This is a genomic window from Paraburkholderia lebeckiae (genome assembly GCF_050436225.1).
GTDB classification, from domain to species: Bacteria; Pseudomonadota; Gammaproteobacteria; order Burkholderiales; family Burkholderiaceae; genus Paraburkholderia; species Paraburkholderia tuberum.
This window is the reverse complement of record NZ_JBNDLU010000002.1, coordinates 2629212-2650957: the sequence shown is the minus strand read 5'-3', so window position 1 is coordinate 2650957 and position 21746 is coordinate 2629212. Positions and strand designations below refer to the sequence as shown.

18 protein-coding genes are annotated in these 21746 nt (G+C 57.0%); 12 read left to right on the top strand and 6 right to left on the bottom strand.

What is annotated here, in order from left to right; all coding sequences use genetic code 11:
* The first annotated feature begins 13 nt into the window (after positions 1–13).
* Entirely contained in the window at positions 14–1357 is a 1344-nt protein-coding gene (locus OKW45_RS26760; protein WP_429472080.1) for an MFS transporter, read from the top strand.
* Positions 1358–1563: 206 nt separating this feature from the next.
* On the opposite strand, the gene OKW45_RS26755 is transcribed toward OKW45_RS26760, so the two are convergent.
* Positions 1564–2322 carry an EthD domain-containing protein gene (locus OKW45_RS26755; protein ID WP_429472078.1) on the bottom strand — a complete coding sequence of 253 codons (759 nt, stop codon included), beginning with the start codon at positions 2320–2322 and terminating at the stop codon, positions 1564–1566.
* A 209-nt stretch (positions 2323–2531) separates the two neighbouring features.
* Here OKW45_RS26755 and OKW45_RS26750 point away from each other — a divergent pair, with 209 nt between their 5' ends.
* Positions 2532–4295: an FAD-dependent oxidoreductase gene (locus OKW45_RS26750; protein ID WP_429472076.1), complete on the top strand. Its 1764-nt coding sequence runs from the start codon at positions 2532–2534 to the stop codon at positions 4293–4295.
* Positions 4296–4451: 156 nt separating this feature from the next.
* Complete coding sequence (locus OKW45_RS26745) at positions 4452–5240, top strand: IclR family transcriptional regulator (protein ID WP_429472074.1); 789 nt, start codon at positions 4452–4454, stop codon at positions 5238–5240.
* Between the two features lie 231 nt (positions 5241–5471).
* Here OKW45_RS26745 and OKW45_RS26740 read toward each other — a convergent pair whose 3' ends face one another.
* Positions 5472–6248 (bottom strand): SDR family NAD(P)-dependent oxidoreductase, encoded by a 777-nt coding sequence (locus tag OKW45_RS26740; protein WP_429472072.1) that lies wholly within the window; start codon positions 6246–6248, stop codon positions 5472–5474.
* Between the two features lie 539 nt (positions 6249–6787).
* Between OKW45_RS26740 and OKW45_RS26735 the strand changes: the two genes are divergently transcribed.
* The 7 genes from OKW45_RS26735 (at position 6788) to OKW45_RS26705 (ending at position 15489) form a co-directional block, all read left to right on the top strand.
* Entirely contained in the window at positions 6788–7999 is a 1212-nt protein-coding gene (locus OKW45_RS26735; protein ID WP_429472070.1) for a porin, read from the top strand.
* A 63-nt stretch (positions 8000–8062) separates the two neighbouring features.
* Positions 8063–9259, top strand: a complete 1197-nt coding sequence (locus OKW45_RS26730; RefSeq protein ID WP_429472068.1) for an ABC transporter substrate-binding protein — start codon at positions 8063–8065, stop codon at positions 9257–9259.
* Between the two features lie 53 nt (positions 9260–9312).
* Positions 9313–10236, top strand: a complete 924-nt coding sequence (locus OKW45_RS26725) for a branched-chain amino acid ABC transporter permease (RefSeq protein WP_429473367.1) — start codon at positions 9313–9315, stop codon at positions 10234–10236.
* Positions 10233–12014, top strand: a complete 1782-nt coding sequence (locus OKW45_RS26720; RefSeq protein ID WP_429472067.1) for a branched-chain amino acid ABC transporter ATP-binding protein/permease — start codon at positions 10233–10235, stop codon at positions 12012–12014. The genes OKW45_RS26725 and OKW45_RS26720 overlap by 4 nt, the downstream gene beginning before the upstream one ends.
* 13 nt (positions 12015–12027) lie before the next feature.
* A complete protein-coding gene (locus tag OKW45_RS26715) occupies positions 12028–12738 on the top strand; it encodes an ABC transporter ATP-binding protein (protein ID WP_429448909.1) in 711 nt (236 codons plus the stop codon).
* A 42-nt stretch (positions 12739–12780) separates the two neighbouring features.
* On the top strand, positions 12781–13470 hold the full coding sequence (locus tag OKW45_RS26710) for an EthD domain-containing protein (protein ID WP_429472065.1): 690 nt from the start codon (positions 12781–12783) through the stop codon (positions 13468–13470).
* A gap of 150 nt (positions 13471–13620) precedes the next feature.
* The gene (locus OKW45_RS26705) at positions 13621–15489 is read left to right on the top strand and encodes a CocE/NonD family hydrolase (RefSeq protein ID WP_429472063.1); all 1869 of its coding nucleotides are present in this window, start codon (positions 13621–13623) and stop codon (positions 15487–15489) included.
* A gap of 209 nt (positions 15490–15698) precedes the next feature.
* On the opposite strand, the gene OKW45_RS26700 is transcribed toward OKW45_RS26705, so the two are convergent.
* The 3 genes from OKW45_RS26700 to OKW45_RS26690 form a co-directional block, all read right to left on the bottom strand.
* Positions 15699–16712 carry an EthD domain-containing protein gene (locus OKW45_RS26700; RefSeq protein ID WP_429472061.1) on the bottom strand — a complete coding sequence of 338 codons (1014 nt, stop codon included), beginning with the start codon at positions 16710–16712 and terminating at the stop codon, positions 15699–15701.
* 269 nt (positions 16713–16981) lie between these two features.
* Positions 16982–18112, bottom strand: a complete 1131-nt coding sequence (locus OKW45_RS26695) for an alkene reductase (protein WP_429472059.1) — start codon at positions 18110–18112, stop codon at positions 16982–16984.
* 60 nt (positions 18113–18172) lie between these two features.
* Positions 18173–19165 carry an LLM class oxidoreductase gene (locus OKW45_RS26690; RefSeq protein WP_429472058.1) on the bottom strand — a complete coding sequence of 331 codons (993 nt, stop codon included), beginning with the start codon at positions 19163–19165 and terminating at the stop codon, positions 18173–18175.
* 93 nt (positions 19166–19258) lie between these two features.
* On the opposite strand from OKW45_RS26690, the gene OKW45_RS26685 reads away from it, so the two are divergent.
* Together OKW45_RS26685 and OKW45_RS26680 are read left to right on the top strand one after the other, a co-directional pair.
* Positions 19259–20179, top strand: a complete 921-nt coding sequence (locus OKW45_RS26685; protein ID WP_429472056.1) for a LysR family transcriptional regulator — start codon at positions 19259–19261, stop codon at positions 20177–20179.
* 690 nt (positions 20180–20869) lie between these two features.
* On the top strand, positions 20870–21373 hold the full coding sequence (locus tag OKW45_RS26680) for a hypothetical protein (protein ID WP_106305224.1): 504 nt from the start codon (positions 20870–20872) through the stop codon (positions 21371–21373).
* A gap of 90 nt (positions 21374–21463) precedes the next feature.
* Here OKW45_RS26680 and OKW45_RS26675 read toward each other — a convergent pair whose 3' ends face one another.
* Positions 21464–21682, bottom strand: coding sequence for a hypothetical protein (locus OKW45_RS26675; protein WP_120290231.1), 219 nt, complete (start codon positions 21680–21682; stop codon positions 21464–21466).
* Positions 21683–21746 lie beyond the last annotated feature (64 nt).

Genomic DNA, 21746 nt, shown 5'->3' with positions numbered 1-21746 from the left:
ACTGGAGTTTCTGATGACAACGCGAAGTTCAGTCGGCACGGTCCCTGCACCGACGAATCCCCCATCTGTCGGCACATCGGATGACACCCTGTTTCGCAAGGTGACGCTGCGAATCATTCCGTTTCTTTTCTTCTGTTACGTCATTGCAATCCTGGACCGGAACAACATCGGGTTCGCCCAGTTGCAGATGAAGCACGACCTTTCCTTTACTGACGCCGCGTACAGTTTGGGCGCAGTGTTCTTCTTTGTCGGGTACGTCCTCTTCGAAGTGCCCAGCAACATACTCTTGCATAAGTACGGAGCCAGGAAGACCTTCGCACGAATCATGGTGTTGTGGGGCGCGTGTTCGGTGGTGATGGTCGCGGTATCCAACAGCACGCAGTTTTACGTCTTACGCTTTCTTCTCGGTGTATTTGAGGCCGGCTTCTTTCCAGGCATCGTTTTATATCTGACGTACTGGTTCCCGGCACGCCGTCGCGCAGGAGCGCTATCTGTCTTTTATGCTGGTGTCGCCGTCGCCGGTGTGCTTGGCGGTCTGGTCTCTGGCTGGATTATGCGCGGCATGGATGGGGTCCATGGTGTCCACGGGTGGCAGTGGATGCTGGCCATCGAGGGTGCTCCCGCAATCCTGCTGGGTGTTATCGCATTCTTCTTCTTGAAGGACAGGCCGTCCGCTGCACCGTGGCTTAGCGCAGGTGAGAAGCGGCGGCTGGAAGACGTGCTGGCACACGACGGAAAGCCTGCTGAGCATAGCCATTCCCTGCTTGCGGCAGTGGGTAACCCGTACGTCTATGTGTTCGCGTTTGTGTACTTCTGCCTGACCTCGGGCATCCTCCTGTTGCTATTCTGGATGCCGACGATGATTCGCGAATTCGGAATTACCGACATCGTTCAGATTAGTCTGTACTCGGCAATCCCGAATGCAATCGGCGCTGTGGGCGTTATTTTGATTGCTCGTCGTTCCGACCGACGCAACGAACGCAAATGGCATTTCATCGTCTGTGGCTCTGGCGCCGCTGCAGCGCTGGCGCTACTGACTTCGCATGGCCTGGGCTTCGCACTATCCATGGCGTTGTTGACTGCGGCGGCCGTATTTATTTACGCGGCTCATCCCATCTTTTGGTCTGTGCCCGCTAGCTTCTTTCGCGGTTCCAGCGCTCCTGCGAGCATCGCGCTGGTCAGCACTATCGGGGTAACCAGCGGAACCATCACCCCGTATCTAATCGGTCTTATCAAGACCTACACCGGAAGCATGAACAACGCGTTCTATTTCATTGCATTCATGCTGCTTCTTGCCTGCACAGCGATGTTTTTTGCGTTACGGTCCGAACGAGCGAGGAATTTGCATAAAGCGTGAGCTGAGAGCCGAAAATGAGATGCACCGGGCGCTCGGAGCTCCAGCGCCCGTTTTGTTTTTTGGTACGGGCTAACGGCGCGGTTTCGTAGCAATTTCCGAATCGCAGTGCGCTATGGTTTCGCTAGAGAGAGAGGAGGCGACGCGCCCACCAAACTGGCTACCGGTCTGAAATGGTCACCAGCATGAGATGCTGACGACCATTCGGATTACCTGACCACGAGCGGGTTGATAAGGTACGCAGCTGCACGGTCGGCTAAGCCGTCAATGCTTTGCACGAGGCTGCTCTCAACTCGAAACGCGTCATGCGCTTCCGCAAGATTCTTGAACCACAGCGCGGCAAGCACGGTGGGCACTACCGGCTCTGCCCATAGGCGTTCACGCTTCGCGCTTTTGGTCGTCCAATTGAGCGATGTTGTCGCAGGCGTCGGTTGTTCCTTGTCGGATTCGACCATTACCTTCTCGAACTCGATTCGTGAGACACCTGCCTTTAGAGCAGCGACGACGATGACCTTCACGCCTGTGTGCTCTTTGGCTCCATCCTCGTGGTCGACCACGCAAAGCGTCCATCCGCGCAGGAAGTTTGGCTCATCTTCGGGAATGTATCGACTCCCGACCGCGGAACGTTGCGCTTCGGACATGAGCTCATCGCTTTCGAAGCAGAGCTCGACGATGCCATCGACATCAAAACATCCCGAACCACCTGCGGACCTCCAGAGAGTTTTCTCGACCCTGTTTTGCGTGTATTTCGAAATGCCATCCATGCACAAAGCGAGTTGAGCATGGCAGCCAGACCAGTACGCACGGAAGTCGCTTACCGAAGTGCCTTCCTTGCGCGCCAGCAAAGTCATACGTTTAATCATGTCGTCTCCAGAGTAGGTGAAGTAAGCGGTACCGGCGACAGACCGCCGCGTCGCCAGAAATTCGATGACAAAGGTGGCGAGCGCAGCGCCTGCACACAAGGCCACCTACCGCATCCAAACAGAAGGGCACAAGCGTTTCCCATCGAGTCCTCAATCTACATCCGCGACAACGAAATCCGATATAGGGATTGTACGTACGCAAATATGTACGCGTATATGTAATTACGGAGTATGATTTGACCATGGCCCAGAAGACGGGGATGGATTATGAGGACGCACCTGAGGTGACGCGTCCTCGCTATCGGAGATGCGAGATGAAGCAGGAAAGCGAATACAGCTGTGACGTGCTTGTTATTGGTTCGGGATGCTCGGGAATGTCCGCGGCAATCACGGCGGCGTCTGAGGGGCTCAATGTCCTCGTTATCGAGAAAGAGCCAAAGTTCGGCGGCTCAACAGCTCGCTCGGGCGGTTGGCTCTGGATTCCGAATACAGCGCTTGCAAAGGTGCAAGGAATCTACGAGGCAGAAGATGCCGCGCGTACGTATCTGCAGCACGAGGCGGGGTCGAGCTTTGATGGTGAGCGCGTCGACGCCTTCATCAAGAATGGGCCGGAAGCTGTGGACTTCTTCACAGCGAAGACAGCTGTGCGCTTCGACATGCCTCTCGTGTTTCCCGACTATCACGCCGAGGCCCCCGGCGGCACGCAAGGTGGCCGTTCCATGGTCACTCGTCCGTTTGACGGCCGTGAACTCGGCACGGCAATCAAGGACCTCGCTCCTGCTCTGCCCGAACTCACCGTATTCGGAATGATGCTTGGTTCGGGCAAGGAAATTGTGCACTTCATGCGGGTGACGAAGTCAATCAAGTCTGCCTGGTACGTCACCAAGCGTCTCTCTCGCCACTTTGCAGACGTTTTGAAGCATGGTCGCGGCATGACGCTGACGAACGGCAACGCGCTTGCCGGTCGTCTCGCAAAGTCGCTCTTCGACCTGAACGTTCCTCTTTGGCTCAACACCAAGGCGCTCAGCCTCACCAACGACAACGGCCGAATCACCGGAGCGGTCCTTGACCGGGCCGGTTCGAAAGTACGGGTGACCGCGAATCGTGCTGTTATCTTGGCGAGCGGCGGTTTTCCGTACGACATCGAACGTCGCAAGCAACTCTTCCCCCACGCTCCGACAGGCTCCGAACATTTCTCGCCTTCTCCGACCGGTAACACGGGCGACGGACTGCGCATGGCTGAAGCAGTCGGCGGTCAAGTGACGACAACGCTGCCGAACGCGGCTGCCTGGGTGCCGGTTTCGACGCTGACCAGAAAGGACGGAACAACAGGCATCATGCCGCACTTTATCGACCGCGCGAAGCCGGGCGTTATCTCCGTGCTACGTGACGGCCGTCGGTTCACGAACGAAGGCCACTCGTACCATGACTTTGTGCAAGCGCTGGTGAAGTCGACGCCGGCGGGAGAGGAAATTTCCGCTCATCTCATCTGCGACCACAAGACTCTCCGAACGTACGGCCTGGGTAGTGTTGCTCCGTTCCCGATGCCCATTGGCCGCTATCTGCGTGTCGGCTACCTGACGAAAGCATCAACCGTAGAGGAGCTGGCCGAGAAGATTGGCGTCAATGCGCTCAACTTCAAAGAGACGGTGCGGGGCTATAACGCTGAGGCGCGACTAGGTCGCGACTCACTCTTCGGAAAGGGAAGCACAGCGTATAACCGTTATCAGGGTGACGCTCTTCATTCGCCGAATCCGTGTGTCGCGCCTATCGAGAAAGGCCCCTTTTATGCTCTCAAAATTCGCATCGGTGACATTGGCACATTCGCTGGCCTGAAGACTGATTCTTCATGCCGCGTGCTCAACTCCGACGGCTCGCCAATCCACGGGCTGTTCGCGGTTGGCAACGACGCATGCAGCATCATGGGCGGGAACTACCCCGGCGCCGGCATTACGCTGGGACCGGCGTTGACTTTCGGCTACATCGCAGGCAAAGCAATCGCATCTACCACGGAGGTTCGGAAGGAAGACACTGTGATGGACGCTCCGGCTACCAAATTTGCAGTGGTGTCCCATTAACGAAGCGTAGGAATTCCGATGGGTGTGCATTGCCGCGGTTGCTGTTGCCCAGCGGCCGCGGCTTTTTTTCGCATGTCGGACCTTGTCGAGAAAACGCGACGTGCCGACCGGTTGGCATCACCAGGTCCGGGACGATGCTCGCAAAGGAGGGGAGATATGGAGGCTGCCGGATGCGTCGAGCAACTTGCTCCGAGAAGAACCAGGAAGCAGCGTGGAATCCATGCGATGGAGGTTGGAGGAACGCTTTTGCAGCATCTGGCTGACGCCGGAAAACCTGTTTCGATGCTGGGGCTGAGCGCTGCAACCGCCTTACCTTTGAATCAGGTCTTCACATACATGGTCAGCTTGGTTCGCACAGGACTGGTTAGACGTGATTCAACGACCCACAGCTTTGAGCCCGGACCACTTGCGTTGAAGCTTGGCCTGCGGGCTTTAGCGCAGCTCCATCCATTGCATAAGACGGTGGAGTTGGCCATTCGACTGCTTAAAGACGATAATCACGGCGCGTTTGTGGCGATATGGACAGACCATGGCCCCACCGTCATTCGATACCACGGCCCCGAAATGTACCTGCATGTCGGCTTGCATGTGGGGTCGGTAATGTCCATCGCCCACAGCAGCACAGGACGACTGTTCGCCGCGTTCCTTCCGAGGCAGACGATAGAACCGATGCTTGCTCGTGAAGTTGCGAAGGCCGATGCGGTCTCAGCGCGATGCTTTGTCGATGTAATTGAGAACTTCGCAGGAGATGTGCGGCGCACACATCTGTCACGAACGCTGGGTGTGCCAATCCCTGGCGTCGACAGCCTGAGCGCGCCTGTTTTCGACCGCGGGCAGATGGTGCTTTCAGTTACCATTTTCGGCCCGTCAAGCACGCTGGATACCTCTGATACCGGAACCGTTGCGAGGGGACTGCTTCAGCTCTCTGAAAAGCTGTCTTCGTAACGCCTTGGGAATCGAAGACTCGGGTGGTCCATGCCTGCCCAGCAAGCTGGTGGAAAGGATGATTGGAGGGAGGTTCTCGAAAATGTGCAGCTTCTGGTGCTGGCGTCGGCACGTGCTATCTGCAAACGGATTTCGCCGCGAGAACAGCGAAGGACTCGCTTCTGACTGCTCCGGCGTAGACGCTGTTGTGCCAAAAAAAAGCCCGCTGGGCGGGCTTTTGCAAGATAGGCCTTAGATAGCTAGAAATCCACCATCTACCGCGAGGGTTACCCCCGTCACGTAGCGCGACATTCCAGACGCCAGGAATATTGTCGGGCCGACGAGGTCCTCCGTTTGGCCAACCCGACCCATAGGGATGCGTGACATAAACGCCTCGAGACGCGCCGGATTCTCGCGTGTTGCAGCCGTCATAGGGGTTTCGATGACGCCGGGCGCCAATGCATTTACGCGTACCCCGTGAGGCGCGAGTTCGGCCGCTAGAGACTGCGTGAACATCTTGATTGCACCTTTGGACGGGGAATAGCCGAGGCTAGCGCCTTGTCCAGCATAAGCGGCGATAGATGCAACGTTGATAATCACGCCGTTGGTCGTCTTGATAGCCTCAAGAAACGCGTGCGTGACATTGAACGTCCCTTGAACGTTCACGTCCATCACTTTCTTCCAGTTCTTGGCTGCATTCGGGCTTGTCGAGTTCTCACGAATAATGATGCCCGCATTATTCACAAGCAGGTCGACACAGCCGATGTCGTTGGAGACCTTTTCGGCAAGGGTGTAGCAAGCGTCTGCGTTGGTGACATCCAGCTCGAACGGCCACGCTTTCCCACCTTCCTTCTCAATGAGCGCGGCGGTTTCCCTGACGTGTTCGAAAGCAATGTCGCTAACCACAACCTTGGCGCCGGCCTGGGCAAGGCCGAGCGCGAGTGCACGGCCATTGCCTTGTCCTGCGCCGGTTACGAAAGCCACGCGGTCTTCGAGCAAACGTGGCGCGACGTATTGAGGGAACGACATGATTTCTCCTTGATGTCTGATGGATATACGGTTAGCAACGCCGTTGCGTTAGTGTTTCACATCAACATATCTACTTGCATAGGTGTAATTACCCACATCCAGACACCACATTGCCATCGATATTGCAATGGCGCTGATGCGTTACTTGCGACTTAGCGTATGGCTCCGGCTGGAACCCGCACGGTGTGTGGGTTCTCGCCGTCCGATGGTCTTTGAGATGAATGTGAAGCTGCCCGATAGGGATTTGCACCTATGCAAAAGGAGTGGCGCATGTTTAATTTTGTGGCGTAGTATCTGGGCTATCGGGGGAGGCAGCCCTCCCTCAAGACAACGAGCGCCGCAAATAGGTCAATCTGCGCGCCGCGCGTAACACGGTGCGTTCCTCTCGAATCCAGTGAGAGTAAATCGCTACACCGATTCGTTATCCTACATATGGAAAGCCGAATTGGCCGTGTTGCCCACGACAGGCCGCGACAAGTGATGGCAATCAGACGCCGCCGCTGACGACTCGGACTAGAAAATTATTAAGGAGACTTTTAATGGCGAAGAAGAGATTTGTTCGATGTGCAGTAGGTGCGAGTCTTGGTTTGGCTGTTCTTCCTGCATTTGCTCAGTCGAGCGTGATTCTGTACGGCATTGTCGACACGTCTATCACCTATCAAAACAGTCAAACAACTCTCGGCTCGACGACGCCAGGAAGGTCCAACGTTCGCATGCAGTCGGGTGTGTGGAACGGAGACCGTTGGGGGCTTCGTGGCACAGAGGACCTCGGTAACGGTTATCAGACGTTGTTTGTCCTGGAGTCGGGTTTCAATCTCGCGAACGGCGGGCAGCAGTTCACGAATGCCATGTTCGGTAGGCAGGCACGCATCGAGTTGTCGAACCCTGCCTATGGTGCCCTGTCAGTGGGCCGTCAATATAGCGCTTACTACGTGATGCTTTCGCCGTGGGTTCCCGCGTTCTATCAGACCGGGTACGGTTCGCATCCTGGCGACCTTGACGGCTTGGATACCTACTATCGCTCCAACAACGCGATTTCCTATACGACGCCGACGTTCTATGGCATTACAGCAAGTGGCCAATTCGCACCTGCCGGCGTGCCCGGGAGCTTGAATCAGGGGTCGACTTGGAGCGGTGGACTTCAGTACAAGGGTGGGAACTTCGGTCTTGCTGCAGGCTTCTGGCGCATCAATAACTCAACTCCTGGCGGTGGCCCATACGGCGCGGAATCTTCAGTGAACTCGTCCGGTCAGCAGGGGGTATCAGCCATCACAAATGGCTACAGCCAAGCCCAGGCTCAGCAGCGTTTTGCTGTCAATGGCGGCTATGTCTTCAACCAGAACTGGGACATCTCGTTTGCATATTCGAACGTGCAGTACGTCCCGGGCGTGAATTCCAAGTTCACCGACACGGCCGTCTGGAACACGGTAGGCAGTGTGCTTCATTGGAAGCCGGCCGTTGCGTTCGATTTGGCACTTGGCTACAGCTACACGTGGGCTTCCAAGGCGAACAACATCTCGGACGCAGCCAAGTATCACCAGGTCGTTCTCTCCCAGTATTACGCGCTTTCGAAGCGTACAGGTTTATACGCGCTCGAAGGATACCAGCGTGCGTCGGGCCAGACGCTGGGTAACCCGGGAACTGGCGCAATTATTAATGCCACACCGGCCATCGGTGACAGCTTCCAGACTACCCCGGGGGCGAGCCGCTCCTTGGTGGCGGTCAGTCTGGGTGTCGTGAGCAAGTTCTGATTGATTGAAACGACGATGGGATGAAACGCCCATCGAATGCTGAAGCAACAGGTTGGAGACATCATGAAAGCAATTCGTGTCATCGCAGGAATCGTAGCCTCGCTCAGTTTTGCTGCGGCGGTCCCCGCCGCGTCGGCGCAGGAAATAAAGATTGGCTTTAACGGCGACCTTTCTGCGTCGCCCTCGGCACAGAGCGGACAAGCCGCTGTCCTTGGCATGCAAGCTGCAATAGCTGATGTAAATGCGGCGGGTGGACTGCTCGGCAAAAAACTGACGCTCGTCGTGCGCGACGACATATCACAGCCGCCCAAGTCCATCCAGAACATGACGGACCTCATCGACAACGAAAAGGTCGTAGCCGTCTTCGGTCCGACGAACTCTGGAAACGCAATGGCATGGAAGCACATCGTCAATCAGAAGAAGATGCCGGTGATTGACAATGTCTCGTCGGGAACGGACATCACCAAGCCGATGAGCCCCGGTGCGGACAACTACATGTTCCGCGTCTCGATGGTCGACCGTGAGCAAGTCGCGGCGCTGATGGCGTATGTGAAGAAGACGGGTAATGCAAAGAAGGTTGGCTTCATGACCGAGACGACAGGCTATGGTCAAGGTGCTCTCAAAGACATGAAGTCCATCGCCGAGATGCAGGGAATCACTCCCGCTGCCATCGAACAATTCGGCGTCAGCGACACAGACATGACTTCCCAGTTGAACAAGCTCAAGGAAGCAGGTGTCGACACAGTCATCATCTGGGCGCAGGGTACTCCTATCGCTCAAGTCATGCGGAGCATGGAGAAAATCACCTACTACCCGCGTACGCTCAGTTCCTGGGCGGCGGACAACATCACTTTCTATGATGCAGCCGGAAAGACGTTGGCAGAGAAGCCACTTTTTCTGCGTACCGTCAGTGAAAATCGGACCCCAACCCAAGACAAGCTGTTCACCCGCGTTGGGTCTCAGCTGAAGGCACCGAGTTCGTTCTCGTTTGCGCTGCACGGCTACGACTCCGTGATGATTCTAGTTCAGGCAATCAAGCAGGCGAACAGTACAGATGGCTCGGCAATCCGTGTGGCGCTCGAGAACCTCAATGCACCGGTGCAAGGTCTGCTTAAAACCTACAACAAGCCTTTCAGCAAGACAAATCACGAAGCACTGGTAGCAAAGGACTTTGTTTGGGTGCACTGGAAAGATGGCCGACTCGTGCCGTACAGCGATGCGCTCGTTGCGTCCCTGACCCCGGCCGACTACAAGCAGTAACGGTCCCATTGATGATGGCGGCACCGCAGGTGCTGCCACAGCGGAGAACACTCATCATGGAAGCTATCTTTCAGGCGTTAATTAGTGGATTGGCGGTCGGCGGCGCATATGCGCTTGTGGCGCTCGGCTTCAGCATTACGTTCACTACGACGAAAACGCTCAACTTCTCGCACGGCGAGTTCGTATCGAGCGGCGCTTTCATTGGAATGAGCGCGATGCTGCTCCTCTTGGGCAAGCCAATCACCTCGACAACTTTCGGCGGGGTAGTTCCTGGCGTGAGTGCGCAATTGTTGGCGCTGGTTGCCGCACTCGTCGTGATGGGCGCGCTCGGTTGGTTGTTGTATGCCATCGGCGTGCGTCCTTTCGCAAAACAGCCCGGAATGGCATGGGTCATGAGCACTCTCGGGTTCGGTGTGGTCCTGGACAGCATCGGGCTGGCCATCTGGGGCCCCAAACCGGTTGTGGTGCCGTCGCCTGTGGGTGACTCCGTCATTCAACTTTTCGGAATCGGCGTGCGTCCGCAAGAGCTGCTTCTCCTGGCGGTGGCCATCCTCGTGATGCTTGCCTTTGACATCGTCATGCGAAAGACAATGGTTGGAAAGATGATGCGCGCTGTCGCTGCCAACGGTAACGTCGCGAGCCTGATGGGCATCAACACTAATGCAGTGATGATTGGTTCCTTCGTGGTCAGCTCGGCGTTGGCTGGGCTGTCTGGCTTTCTCATTGCACCCATCACGCAGGCGTCTCTCTTCATGGGCCTGGCCATTGGGCTGAAGGGCTTTTCTGGCGCGATGGTAGGTGGTCTCAACAATCCCCGCGGTTGCGTTATCGGGGGCTTTGCTCTCGGAGTGTTCGAGTCAACGGTCAATTTGTGGCAGGCGCAGTGGCGTGAGATTGCGGTGTTCGCTGTGGTGATTCTCGTCCTTGCTTTCAAGCCGACGGGCCTCTTTGGCAGCCGCCTCGTGGAGAAAGTATGAAAAAGTACAGCCATTTGGCAGGCGTATGCGCCATCGCGGTCGTGCTTGGCGCTGCCGCGCTGTCCATCGGGAATGACTATTACCTGCACATCGCGTTCATGATGTGCGTCTACTACCTGTGCGCCGCCGGCATGAACGTCCTTGTCGGCTTCGCAGGGCAGAAATCGCTCGGTCAAGCTGGGCTCTTCGGAGCGGGAGCTTACGCAGTCGCACTTCTCACATCGCAGACGGAAATCAATCCGTGGGCAGCCATGGCCATCGCAACGGCCATCTCGGGCGTCTGCGGGGTGCTCATCGCGCTGCCGTCGCTTCGCGTCAAAGGGCCGTATCTGGCCATGGTCACACTCGCGTTCGGTATCGTTGTGGAACGGCTGGTCAGCGACTGGACAGATGTGTTTGGCGGAGCCCAAGGCATCTACGGGATTCGTAGCCCGGAAATGGATGGGCAGCCGATGTCGCTCGGTCAATGGGTGTGCGTCGGGCTCGTTTTCTGTGCGGTTACTCACCTGTTGCTTCGCAACCTGCTGAATGGAAGGTTTGGTCGTGCATTCCTTTCGCTTCAGGCTGACGAGATTGCATCGTCGTCGGTGGGCGTTCGTGTCTATCGAGGCAAAGTGATTGCCTTCGTGATTGCGGCGGTCACGTGTGGACTTGCTGGCGCAATGGTCGCTCAGCAAAACCAGTACATCAATTCCGATTTTATTTCGTTTCAGCTCTCCATCTTCATCCTGTTGCTCGTCCTTTTTGGCGGAGCGGGAACGAAGCTTGGACCCGTGGTTGGCGCAATCGTCCTGACCCTGCTAGACGCACTTCTTGCACGTTGGCCTTCAGTTCAACACACGCTGTATGGGCTGCTTCTCCTGTTTGCGCTCTATGTGATGCCCGGGGGAGTTGTCGGCGCGCTGTCGAAGCTGGTCGGACGCAAGAGTCGAGACTCGAAGGAAGAATACGCTGCCCCGGGCGGGCAGGTTACGACGCTCTTGCGCGGCGGCCGGGCGAACAGCGCAGAACTGCTGACAGTCACGAAGCTCTCGAAAGCATACGGTGGCGTGAAACCGGCTCAAGACATTTCGTTCGCCCTGAAGCGGGGTCATATCCACGCGCTCATCGGCCCGAATGGTGCCGGGAAGAGCACGATGATTAACATGGTAACGGGGGTCGTCCGTCCGGACAGCGGGTCGATTCGCTTCAACGGGAAGGAGATTGGCGGAAGCGCGGTTCATTCCATCTGTTGCATGGGGATGGGTCGTACCTTCCAAAACCTGAGACTCTTCGCCGATTTGTCGGTTCTCGACAACGTAATGCTTGGTCGGCACAGCCGGATGAAGAACGGCTTGTTTGCTTCCTTGTTCGCGACCTCGAAGGCGCGTCATGAGGAGGAAATCACGAGGCAACGTGCGCGCGAGCTCCTTGAGTTGGTTGACCTCGGTCACCTGGCGAGCCGTCCCGCAGGGAGTCTGCCGTATGGCCTGCAACGCCGGGCCGAGCTCGCCCGTGCACTCGCCACCGAACCGCAGCTGTTACTGCTGGATGAGCCGGCTGCGGGTTTGAACCCACAGGAAACGGCGGAGCTGGGACAGCTGCTCCTTCGTATCAGCAAATATGGCGTGAGCATCCTGATGGTCGAGCACCACATGGACCTCGTCATGTCGATTTCCGACCACGTCATCGTGCTTGACTACGGCATCAAGATTGCCGAAGGCAAGCCTGCAGACGTCCAGGCCAACCCCCGCGTCGTCGAAGCATATCTCGGCGTCGACGAAGCTGAAGCCGCGTGAGAGAGGAGCAACGATGCTCAAAATCGATTCAGTAAAGGTCTCTTACGGCGCTATTCAGGCCGTGAAGGGTGTGAGCCTCGAGGTGAGGGAAGGCGAAGTCGTCACCATCATCGGCGCGAACGGTGCCGGGAAAAGTAGCCTTCTAAAGAGCATCGCGGGGCTGCAGGCGGTCTCCTCTGGCCGCATCACGGTTGGCGGTCGCGACTGCACCCAGTTGCCTGCACACATGCGCCTTGGCCTCGGGATTGCCCTGTCGCCTGAAGGTCGCGGCGTGTTTCCCGACCAGACCGTGCGTGAGAATCTTCTTCTCGGAGCCTATTCCCGCAAGCAGCCGATGTCCGCGACCGAAGCGGCGATGGAGCGTGAGTTCGACCGGTTTCCACGTCTTCGCGAACGCCAGAACCAGCTCTCGGGAACGCTTTCCGGGGGCGAGCAGCAAATGCTCGCCATTTCGCGCGCATTGATGAGTCAGCCGCGCATGCTTCTTCTCGATGAGCCTTCGTTGGGCCTGGCTCCGCTGGTCATCCGCGACATTTTCGATGCCATCCGTAGTCTGCGCGAGGAGGGCCTCACCATTCTGCTGGTCGAGCAGATGGCGAAGCAGGCCTTGGGCGTCGCTGACAGGGCATATGTACTTGAGGTTGGCAACATTACGCTGGAGGGGTCTGGGCGCGACTTGCTGAACGACCCAAAAGTCAAGGCGGCATATTTGGGCGCGCATTGACCGCGCCGAGCTTTCGACCTAAGTCACGACATTGGAGCATTGATGAGCACGGTACGCATGGGGCTTATTTCAAAGAAGCCCGAATGGTCGAACGATGAGTTTTACAAGCATTGGCTCGGCCATCACGGCCCGTTGGTGAAAAACGCACCTGGACTTAGTCAGTATTGGCAGAACCACATTGTCGACCGTGTTCAGCGCGGAATCGACTTCGAGCGGGAGCCGTGGGAGTTCGACGGTTTCTCGCAACTGTGGATTTCGGACCCGAACAAGCCGTTCGGAGAGGGGGAGCTGCCGCAAAGAATCATCGAAGACGAGAACCATTTCCTCGGCCGCCTTCATATCCTGACCGTCAGGCAGACGACGGTAGTAGAAGTGCCGGAAGACGCGTCTCGTGCAAAGCTCAAGAAGCGGATTTCTCTCATCCGCCGTCGCCCCGAGCTTTCGGAGCAGGACTTTCTGAACGAGTGGAAAGTACATGCGGATTTCGTTCGCACGATGCCTGGCGTCAAAGGCTATCGGCAGAACGCGGTAGTGCAGCGAGAGCTTCAGAAAGGCACGCCTTGCAGTTACGACGACCTACCCATTGATGGGGTCGTTGAGTTCTGGTTCGAAAGCACTGAGTCGCTGCAAAAGGCGTTCGAATCAGAGGTCGGCTTGAAGACGATGGAACATGCGAAGACATTCCTCGCCGGCATCACTGCGTTCCTGGTCGCGGAGCACCGAATCATCTGACGTCGCTGGAATTGAGTGGGTACCCGCGTCCCGGCGATGGCGCGGGCTGCGGTTGTGGTGCTGGCGTAAGTGGATTACGTTTTGTAAAATAAGTTAGGAATGCAGAATCAAGTTCATCAAGCAATTGGCGAAACACCGATGGAGGTCGTCATGAAGCGTTCAAGTCGTGCAGGGCTGCTTGCAGCCGTGGCAATTCTGTTATCCGGTGCGGCAGCTCCCGCGCTTGCGTCCACGCCCTTTCCGGGTGGAGTATGGAGCCCGGGCAATCCGACTTACGGGACTGCATTAGACAAAAGCGTCCCGGTCACGATGAGCGATGGAACAGTGCTCATGGTCGATGTGTCCTACCCCACCGACTTGCATACCGGTGCTCGGGCGAAGGGTCCGTTCCCTGTCATTCTCACTCAAACGCCATACCTCACGAATCCGTCCACGGCTGGTGATTACTTCGTTCAGCGAGGCTACATCTATGTGACAGCGTCGGTCAGAGGGACACGGAATTCAGGCGGCGAATTTTCCTTCTTCGGGAGCGACGGGAAGGATGGTGCCGAGATAGTCCAATGGGCTGCCACGAAGCTGCAGAACTCTAACGGCACGATTGCTCTGCAAGGCGGTTCTTGGTCAGGACTGAACCAATATACGACGGCGCTGGCAGCCGGAAAAAATTCACCAATCAAAGCTCTGGCGCCGTTTTGTGCAGGGGCGGAGTTTTACCGTGAGACGTATTTCGCGGGCGGCATCCCGACTCAAACGGGCCAATTCCCATTGGGTTTCGGTGCGGCGGTTGGTAACAATCATGGCGCGACCGCCTATGGCCAGTCTATGGTCGACGAAATCAACGCGGGTGGTCCCAGGGCTTATGACAGAGACTTTTGGAAGGTGCGCTCTCCCGGTACGTTCGCCCGGCAACTCGCAGACCTCGACATTCCGACTCTGATTTGGAGCACGCACCAGGACATTTACGCGGAGAGTTCTATGTCCATGTACGCATATCTGCAGAACGCAAGAAGCAGCCAATACGTCTACGGCCCTATGCGTCCGAATCAGGATGTCACCGGCCGCTATCAGGTGATTATCAGCCAGGGCGGTCACTGTCAATTTGACGAGCAGACGACCGGGCAGAACATTGCAAACAACATCACGCTGGAATGGTTCGACACCTGGCTTAAAGGTAAAAAGACGAAGATGGCCGACACGAAGCAGCCGGTCCACGTCCACGAATTGATTTCCAACAACTGGATTAGCACCTCGGCTTACCCTGTTGCGCCTGTGTACAAGCAATACTTCCTGACGCCACGGGGAGTTCTATCGAAGAAGCCTTCGAATCAATCCGCGGAAGTTAATCTACTTTGGGCGCAGCCAGGCGCCGGTAGCACGGCCCAATTTGATGGGCCGGTTCTGAAAAAGGGAGCGACGCTTGCCGGCCCGATGAGCGCGTCATTCTACGCCTCGTCAACAACGCCGAATCTGGAACTCATCGCGACGGTGCAACTGGTGGGTCCGGATGGGACTGTTGCTCCGCTTTCCAGTGGTACTGTTCTCGGCAGTCTCTCGAGGAACGACCCGAATCGCTCGTGGCTCGATAAGAACGGCGTGCCTGTGAAGCCTTACGGCGAATACTTCGCAGACCACTACGTACCCGCCGGTAATATTCGTCGTTACGACTTCGTCACTTCGCCGAAGTTTGCCTCAATTCCGGCGGGAAGCAAGGTCCGACTCATTGTCAGCACTCAGACTCCGACGCAGCAGTCGAACGGCATCGGGACGCCGCCTCCGGCAAACTCGCAATGCTCGCCCGTACTCGGCACGGATGCGTGCTTTCCGACGCATCCTCAGGTGGTCTCTCTGACGGGAAGTACCGTCTCACTGTATGTTGGCGCAAGCCTCCCGTCGTCCTTGAATTTGCCTTTGCTCAAAGCAGGCTGCTTCAAGTCTGAAGGCAACACGAGCCTCCCATACTGGGACTCTGATTTGGCGAAGAAGGAAGGTCCCGTGTGTCAGGAGGCAGACGACGACTGAGCGGGGTTCGATGCGGTAAGTAGTTCGCCCCGTCCTAAGGGACGGGGCGTTTCGCGGGGGTCGGAAATCTTCGATTTAACCGGTCGTCGCAAAGCGGTCAACTCCCTTGGTGCGTTCGGTCCATATGGCATGGCGAGCGAATCGACTACACGGCGCCTATTCAGATGTCTGGGTGTCGGCTGCTCGCCCCAACACCGCGGCGGCAGTCGTTACCGGGTGCGAACCTCAGGGCGGATTCGATTCACAATCACTATGCCGATGGTGGTCCAATATTCTGACGCTGCTTGCTCAATCTTCATGGACTCGTGGTCGACGATACTTGCGTTCATCGGGCTCGCCAGAAAATCTTCAAGGTCTGCGAGGCTTGAAAAGCTCATAAGGCTTATTCCATCAAGCGTCGCGGCGTCAGGGTGAAAAAACGGCTGGCCGGGTTCCTGACCACCGATGTTGTGAAGCTGGGCATAACGTTTCACCATCTGACCGCCTTGGCAGTGACTGCCGACATAGGTGCCATGGTCCTCGAGCCACCACTGCTGGAATGATTCGCGCGCCTCGCTTTTTCTACGCACATGAAGCTTGACCAATGTGACTGCTTCATTTCCCGATTCGCTGGGAATGATGATGTGCTGCCGAGCAAGTACCGGCGCGATGTCACGAAACATCGTCAGGTCCTCGGGAAGAATTTTGGTGCGCACTCGCTCGTTAGCGAACACAGCAGCGATGTCGTCGATGCTCTCAAAGTTGAGATACGCGACGCCGTCCCAGCGCGGCCGTTGATATGGTTCAATGTGTCCGAGAATTGTCGGCCAGAGCATTCCGCTTTCGTCGGCTGGAGCACGGTATGGGGGCGCGTTAAAGCTTGTTGGCCCTGGAGCGAATCGATGCAGTTGGTCATAACGCAACAGTCGCTCTAAGCTGCGGTCGTCGTCCTCTTCGATGTGTGTGAAACGTACGCCATGCACCTTTCGCCAATACTCGCCCCAGTGCTCGAAGCTGACGTTGGGATTACTCTCGAAACCAATGGCCGAGGAATCTTTCGCCGGGTCTCGTAGTGGTTGGCCAGACTTGTCGAGCGTGTAACCATCACCCAATCGACGTACGTCGAGTGGCGTCGTATCCGCACGGGAAAGCAACGAAAAGAGAACTGTCAGCGGCCCGCTTCCACCTGGTCGCGTTTGGACGTGGGGCGGTCGAAACAGCTTTTCGGCAACGAAATTAGACATGGGTTGACCTTCGAACGATTTGAAAGAGAGAAATGGGAATCGAGACGTCTCCCGCAACCACGCTGACATCTCATCGCCCAGCGCGCTTCCTTCGATACGCGTAAACGGCATGAAGGCTAACCCGGTGGACACTCGAGACCGACACACTGACGAAGGTCTATTTTGAGTTCATTGTGACTCGCTGTCCGCGACGTGGGTCTCGGTCTGGAAGATAGAGTCTCGAAATCTGCCAAGGTCGATAACCCTAGCATCTGGCACCACGATTGCCCTCAAGACGGAGCGTAGGGAGCGTAATCCACGTAACCCTCTGCGCTGCCACCATAGAAGGTCGCCGGATTCGCCGGGCTCAATGGCCAATCATTCTGAAGGCGGGCAACGAGGTCAGGGTTGCTGATGAATGCTGCGCCGAATGCGACGAGGTCGATGACGTCAGCGTCAATCATTTCCTCCGCAAGTTCTCGCGACATACCACCTGCAAGAATGAGCGCAGTATGTGGCAGAAAGCCCTTCAGGAGACGCAGGAGGGCCATGAATCCCGACTCGGCTTCAGGTTCGAGAGCGTTGTCCAGGCGCGAGTATCCCGACTGATTCATGACGTGAACATACGCGAGCTTTCGCTTCCCGATTTCGCGGCAGAGCTCAGTGTATGTCGCATCAATGGTCGGATAGAAGGGCATGTCGAATAGCTTGCCGTAAGGCGAAATTCGAATGCCGACCCGCGCAACACCGATACGCCCAGCAACGGCATCGATGACTTCGAGAGTGAAGCGCAACCGATTCGCAATGTTGTCGGCTGAGTAGCAATCGCTCCGGTCATTGACGAGCGGGTTCATGAACTGCTCGAACAGATAGCCGTTCGCGCCATGAATTTCGACCCCGTCAAAACCTGCCCTCATAGCATTCTCGGCAGCCTGAGCAAAATCCTGGACGATACGCCGAACTTCCTGCGTTTCGAGCTGGCGAGGCGTGGGCGTGTCTACGGGGTTGGGCTTCCCGCTATCGTCGTAAGCAAAGGCCTTCGCGTTCACTGCCTGTTTGGAACTGGCGCTGACGGGGGCCTTCCCGCCTTCCTGGATTGAATGATGGGAAACGCGGCCGACGTGCCAAAGTTGCGCGAAAATCTTTCCGCCGACGGCGTGAACGGAATCAGTTGTCAGACGCCAACCGTCGATTTGCTCCGGCGTGTAGATGCCTGCGTTGAAGAGATACCCTGTTCCTTCTCGCGAAATCGAAGTGCCTTCGCTGACAATCAGGCCAGCAGTAGCGCGCTGCGTGTAATAGAGGGCGATGCGTTCATCAGCGACTTCGCGCGACGCGCGTGCTCGCGTGAGCGGAGCCATGACGATGCGATTCTTTAGTGCGGTGCCAGAGAGATTGAATGGTTCGAAAATAATTTTCATAGATGGATTTGCATGACCACGTCAGGGAGCCAGCGTGCATTCGGACTCGGGTGCACATCGTCAGTGTGAAGGAAAGTGCGGGAGGACTTCGGAAGCGAGCTCTTCCATCAGGTCAGCGTACGGGCGTCGACTAACCTTGGGATTCAGCGCGATGTGATTCACGCCCGCCGTTTGAGCGTCGTGCAGAAAGTTCGCAAGGCCTTTGCTCCCGGCTCGAAATCCGCCGCGCGTGCGGATAAGCGGCTCATTCTGGTCCTCTACCAAGTCGAGAAATCCACCAATACCAAGAGGCTTGAATTCTTCAGGACCGCAGTTCTGTTCAACCTGAGCGTGCCATTGTTTCGCGAACGATGGCAGCTGTTCGGGCACCGGGGAGGAGCCAATGAACCCGTCCATGTTCTCAGCAATCCAGGAGAAGCTTTGTTGTGCTCGCCCGATTGCAACGGTCGGCGTCCCACCGAATGGCGGCTTCGGTACAAGGTCGTGCGTTCCACTCGAGCTTCCGAATCTGGGCGAAGAGAACCGGGGAAAATCGTCGTGCAGCACTCTGGTGAAGACACCGAAAGCATCACGGAAGCGCTCGCCTCTTGTCTCAAAGTCGATGCCGAAGAGAGGGTACTCGGCCGGGCGGTCGCCAGATGAGAGGCCCAAGACCATGCGCCCGCCCGATAGTTGGTCAAGCGAAGCTATCTGCTTGGCAAGAATCAACGGCTCACGCATCGGCAAGACGATTCCTGCCGTTCCGAGCGCTATTTTCCGTGTAAAGGCAGCGAGATAGGCGATATACGGAATGGGGTCGAAAACCTGACCGACATCGCCGTAGTCTGGGTCATAGAACGGGACGTCGCGCATCCAGAGGGCAGCAAAGCCGAGACTATCGGCTTTCTGAGCCATCGTAACGTGGTCTCGCATCGTCGGCGCCGGCCTGTTCGGGTGGGTTTCAAGCGGCAGAATTAGGCCGACGGTCAGCTTCTCTCGCAAAAAGAGCCGCGCATAAGCACGCTGTTCAGAAAGCTGGGCGCGGCTGAAGCCCTGTTCAACGTTGGCGTTCATACGGGTTCTCCATGTTGGCTCCATTTTAATTTCGTCCGAGAAGGCCATTAACCGCCTAGAATTCCATTTACTTAATCCCTCGATTCTCAAATCATGTCGAAAGATAGATTCGATGGACTCAACGAGTTCGTCCTGTCAGCCCAGGAGGGAAGCTTCACGGCGGCCGGCGCTCGGCTTGGTTTGACCAGCAGTGCGGTCGGCAAAGCCGTCACGCGGTTAGAGGGACGTATCGGGGCCAAGCTGGTTCATCGAACCACGCGGCGGCTCACCCTAACGAACGAAGGAGAGGCTTACTTGGCCAGCTGTCTGCGCGTGCTTGAGGATTTGGACGAGACGGAGAGCTTTTTGGCCACAGGACACCAGGAACCGGTGGGCCGGGTCAGAATTGAGTTGCCGGCCACCTTTGGCCGGCGACACGTGCTTCCGTCGCTGCTCGAACTTTCGCGCCGCTATCCTCGGCTGGACATCTCGGCGAATTTCAGCGAACGGCTGGTCGACCTTATCGCCGAAGGCGTCGATGTTGCCGTTCGAATCGGCCAATTGAAGGATGACGCTGACATTGCCGCGCGACGACTTGGGGAACAGCGTCTGGTGATTTGCGCCTCGCCTCAATACTTTAAAGAACACGGGAAGCCTAAAGACAAGGCAGACCTGATTCTGAATCACGACTGCATTGCGGGGTTACAGCGAAGTCGCCGGCCCGCGTGGCTGCTTCGGAATGACGCTGGCGAATTTGAACTCACGCCGGTGAGAGCGCGGCATGAGTGGGGAGACGGTGAGGCGATGCTAAATGCTGCGGTAGCCGGTTGCGGCATGGCTCAGCTTCCAACTTGGCTTGTGGGTGCGCATCTTCGCAACGGGGACCTGATTGAAATCCTCAAGGAATGGTCTGGTGGGGAGATGCCGGTTCATGTCATCTGGCCGAGAACAAAATATGTCCAGCCACGAGTCCGCGTGGTGATTGACGAGCTCATCCGGTTGTCGAACGACGTTAGCTCCGGGTTCAAGCCTTGAATATCAGGCGTCAGATGGTCTCGCGGTACTCGGTACCAGACCCGTGCTGTCGCAAGATACGGCGAAGGCTGGGTGCGTCTCGACCCGAAGGACCCAGCGTCGCTCTTCGCCATCCGGCACGACCGCCGCCGGCCGAGCCGCAAGCGTCGTCTCGCGGCGTAACCCAGTAACGCTCTCGTTCCACCTTCCTACGTTTGAGCATGTTCTCTGGCGTACATCTCTTGTTTCTGTGAATGCCCCTTGGTGAAGTTGAGCCCCGCCTTATCCTGAGCGAGACCTTCAGACACGTTCCAAAGCATCATGAGATGCCCCTCGGAGCCAGCGTCGCCCGTCAGCCGTTCGCCTCAGGGCGCTAACTTCGCCACCCTGTCCGGTGTCTCAAGGCTATCCCACAGTACCGGTTGTCCCGCGACCGCTGCCGTTGATGTCCGACCAGTCGCGCGGCTGCACCGCGGAACGGACAGCAGTATGTATACCGCGCAACAGGGGTGATGATTTTGCATGGGACACGCTGCGAGCAGAAATCTGGCCGCGTGCGTGGGAGATTTGCCTGCAAAAAAATTTTGAGTCTGCAGCTGACACCCAACGATACGCCTACTCTTGACGAGCGCCAGACGGGCCGCATGCACCGAGTTGGTAAAATCACCATGTATCTATCTATCAACCAACCGAACAATCAAGCGTCGTTGAATGGACATCTTCTACTACTGGCAAAAGCTCGAAACCAACCTCAAGAACCGTGAGGTCGGGTACTTTGGTTCCAACAACCCAAAGCTCTCGGAACTCGCGGGACGATTACCCGAGCGAATCTGGGTATTCAAGACGCCGAAGGGCATGAAAGGTTCAATTCAGCTAGTTGGGTCGCTGATGGTCTGCGATGAGCCGCGCGTTGCAGTCAACACTGACTACCCGAACGTGATTTACTACGACCCGTTCTCGCCCGAGTCCGTCATCTACACGGACTCAAAAACGCCTGAGCGAATAGCCGAAGTCTCAGGATACTTTCAGTATCGGTTTCACTCAGCGTTCAGTGCCAACTTCAACGGTGACGCTGGAATACAGCCGCTGGAAACCAATGTGGTGCGGGGCCTGGAGGCAAAGGTGGCGGACTGGTCTAAGGTCCAGATGCTCGAACGGGTCAAGGAACCCGAGAAGGTGTACCCCATCAACCCATTCGCTCAGCAAACCCGGTGACAAATGCGACACGGCAATGCGGCGTCGGGCCCGCTCTATGTGTCGCCCTACGTTAGCTGACGCAATCGACGGCGAAGCGCCTTCCCCTCACTACCCGTGGCTATCGACCCACGCGCGACACCACGCAAGACCTGCTGATTCTGCCTCTTCATCAGTATCGAATGCGTCGAGCACCCCAGACGCCGCCACGACCTTCGAGTCGCGCATAATTGTGCCGCTGCTGGCGAAGCGCTCCGGTCGCAAGATGTCGTCCTGCTGAAGGATGGCATGGCCCCACAGGGTGTATCCACGGTATTTGTCAGTCTGCATCTGTCGACCCTTGTCGGTCCTCCGTCCGCTTCTCATCAATGATTGCCTAAACTCGAGCGGCTCG

Excerpts from the sequence above, each read along its gene's own strand:
- OKW45_RS26760 (WP_429472080.1), top strand. The coding sequence starts at position 14 with ATGACAACGCGAAGTTCAGTCGGCACGGTCCCTGCACCGACGAATCCC.
- OKW45_RS26750 (WP_429472076.1), top strand. The coding sequence starts at position 2,532 with ATGAAGCAGGAAAGCGAATACAGCTGTGACGTGCTTGTTATTGGTTCG.
- OKW45_RS26745 (WP_429472074.1), top strand. The coding sequence starts at position 4,452 with ATGGAGGCTGCCGGATGCGTCGAGCAACTTGCTCCGAGAAGAACCAGG.
- OKW45_RS26740 (WP_429472072.1), bottom strand. The coding sequence starts at position 6,248 with ATGTCGTTCCCTCAATACGTCGCGCCACGTTTGCTCGAAGACCGCGTG.
- OKW45_RS26735 (WP_429472070.1), top strand. The coding sequence starts at position 6,788 with ATGGCGAAGAAGAGATTTGTTCGATGTGCAGTAGGTGCGAGTCTTGGT.
- OKW45_RS26730 (WP_429472068.1), top strand. The coding sequence starts at position 8,063 with ATGAAAGCAATTCGTGTCATCGCAGGAATCGTAGCCTCGCTCAGTTTT.
- OKW45_RS26720 (WP_429472067.1), top strand. The coding sequence starts at position 10,233 with ATGAAAAAGTACAGCCATTTGGCAGGCGTATGCGCCATCGCGGTCGTG.
- OKW45_RS26715 (WP_429448909.1), top strand. The coding sequence starts at position 12,028 with ATGCTCAAAATCGATTCAGTAAAGGTCTCTTACGGCGCTATTCAGGCC.
- OKW45_RS26710 (WP_429472065.1), top strand. The coding sequence starts at position 12,781 with ATGAGCACGGTACGCATGGGGCTTATTTCAAAGAAGCCCGAATGGTCG.
- OKW45_RS26705 (WP_429472063.1), top strand. The coding sequence starts at position 13,621 with ATGAAGCGTTCAAGTCGTGCAGGGCTGCTTGCAGCCGTGGCAATTCTG.
- OKW45_RS26700 (WP_429472061.1), bottom strand. The coding sequence starts at position 16,712 with ATGTCTAATTTCGTTGCCGAAAAGCTGTTTCGACCGCCCCACGTCCAA.
- OKW45_RS26695 (WP_429472059.1), bottom strand. The coding sequence starts at position 18,112 with ATGAAAATTATTTTCGAACCATTCAATCTCTCTGGCACCGCACTAAAG.
- OKW45_RS26690 (WP_429472058.1), bottom strand. The coding sequence starts at position 19,165 with ATGAACGCCAACGTTGAACAGGGCTTCAGCCGCGCCCAGCTTTCTGAA.
- OKW45_RS26685 (WP_429472056.1), top strand. The coding sequence starts at position 19,259 with ATGTCGAAAGATAGATTCGATGGACTCAACGAGTTCGTCCTGTCAGCC.
- OKW45_RS26680 (WP_106305224.1), top strand. The coding sequence starts at position 20,870 with ATGGACATCTTCTACTACTGGCAAAAGCTCGAAACCAACCTCAAGAAC.
- OKW45_RS26675 (WP_120290231.1), bottom strand. The coding sequence starts at position 21,682 with ATGCAGACTGACAAATACCGTGGATACACCCTGTGGGGCCATGCCATC.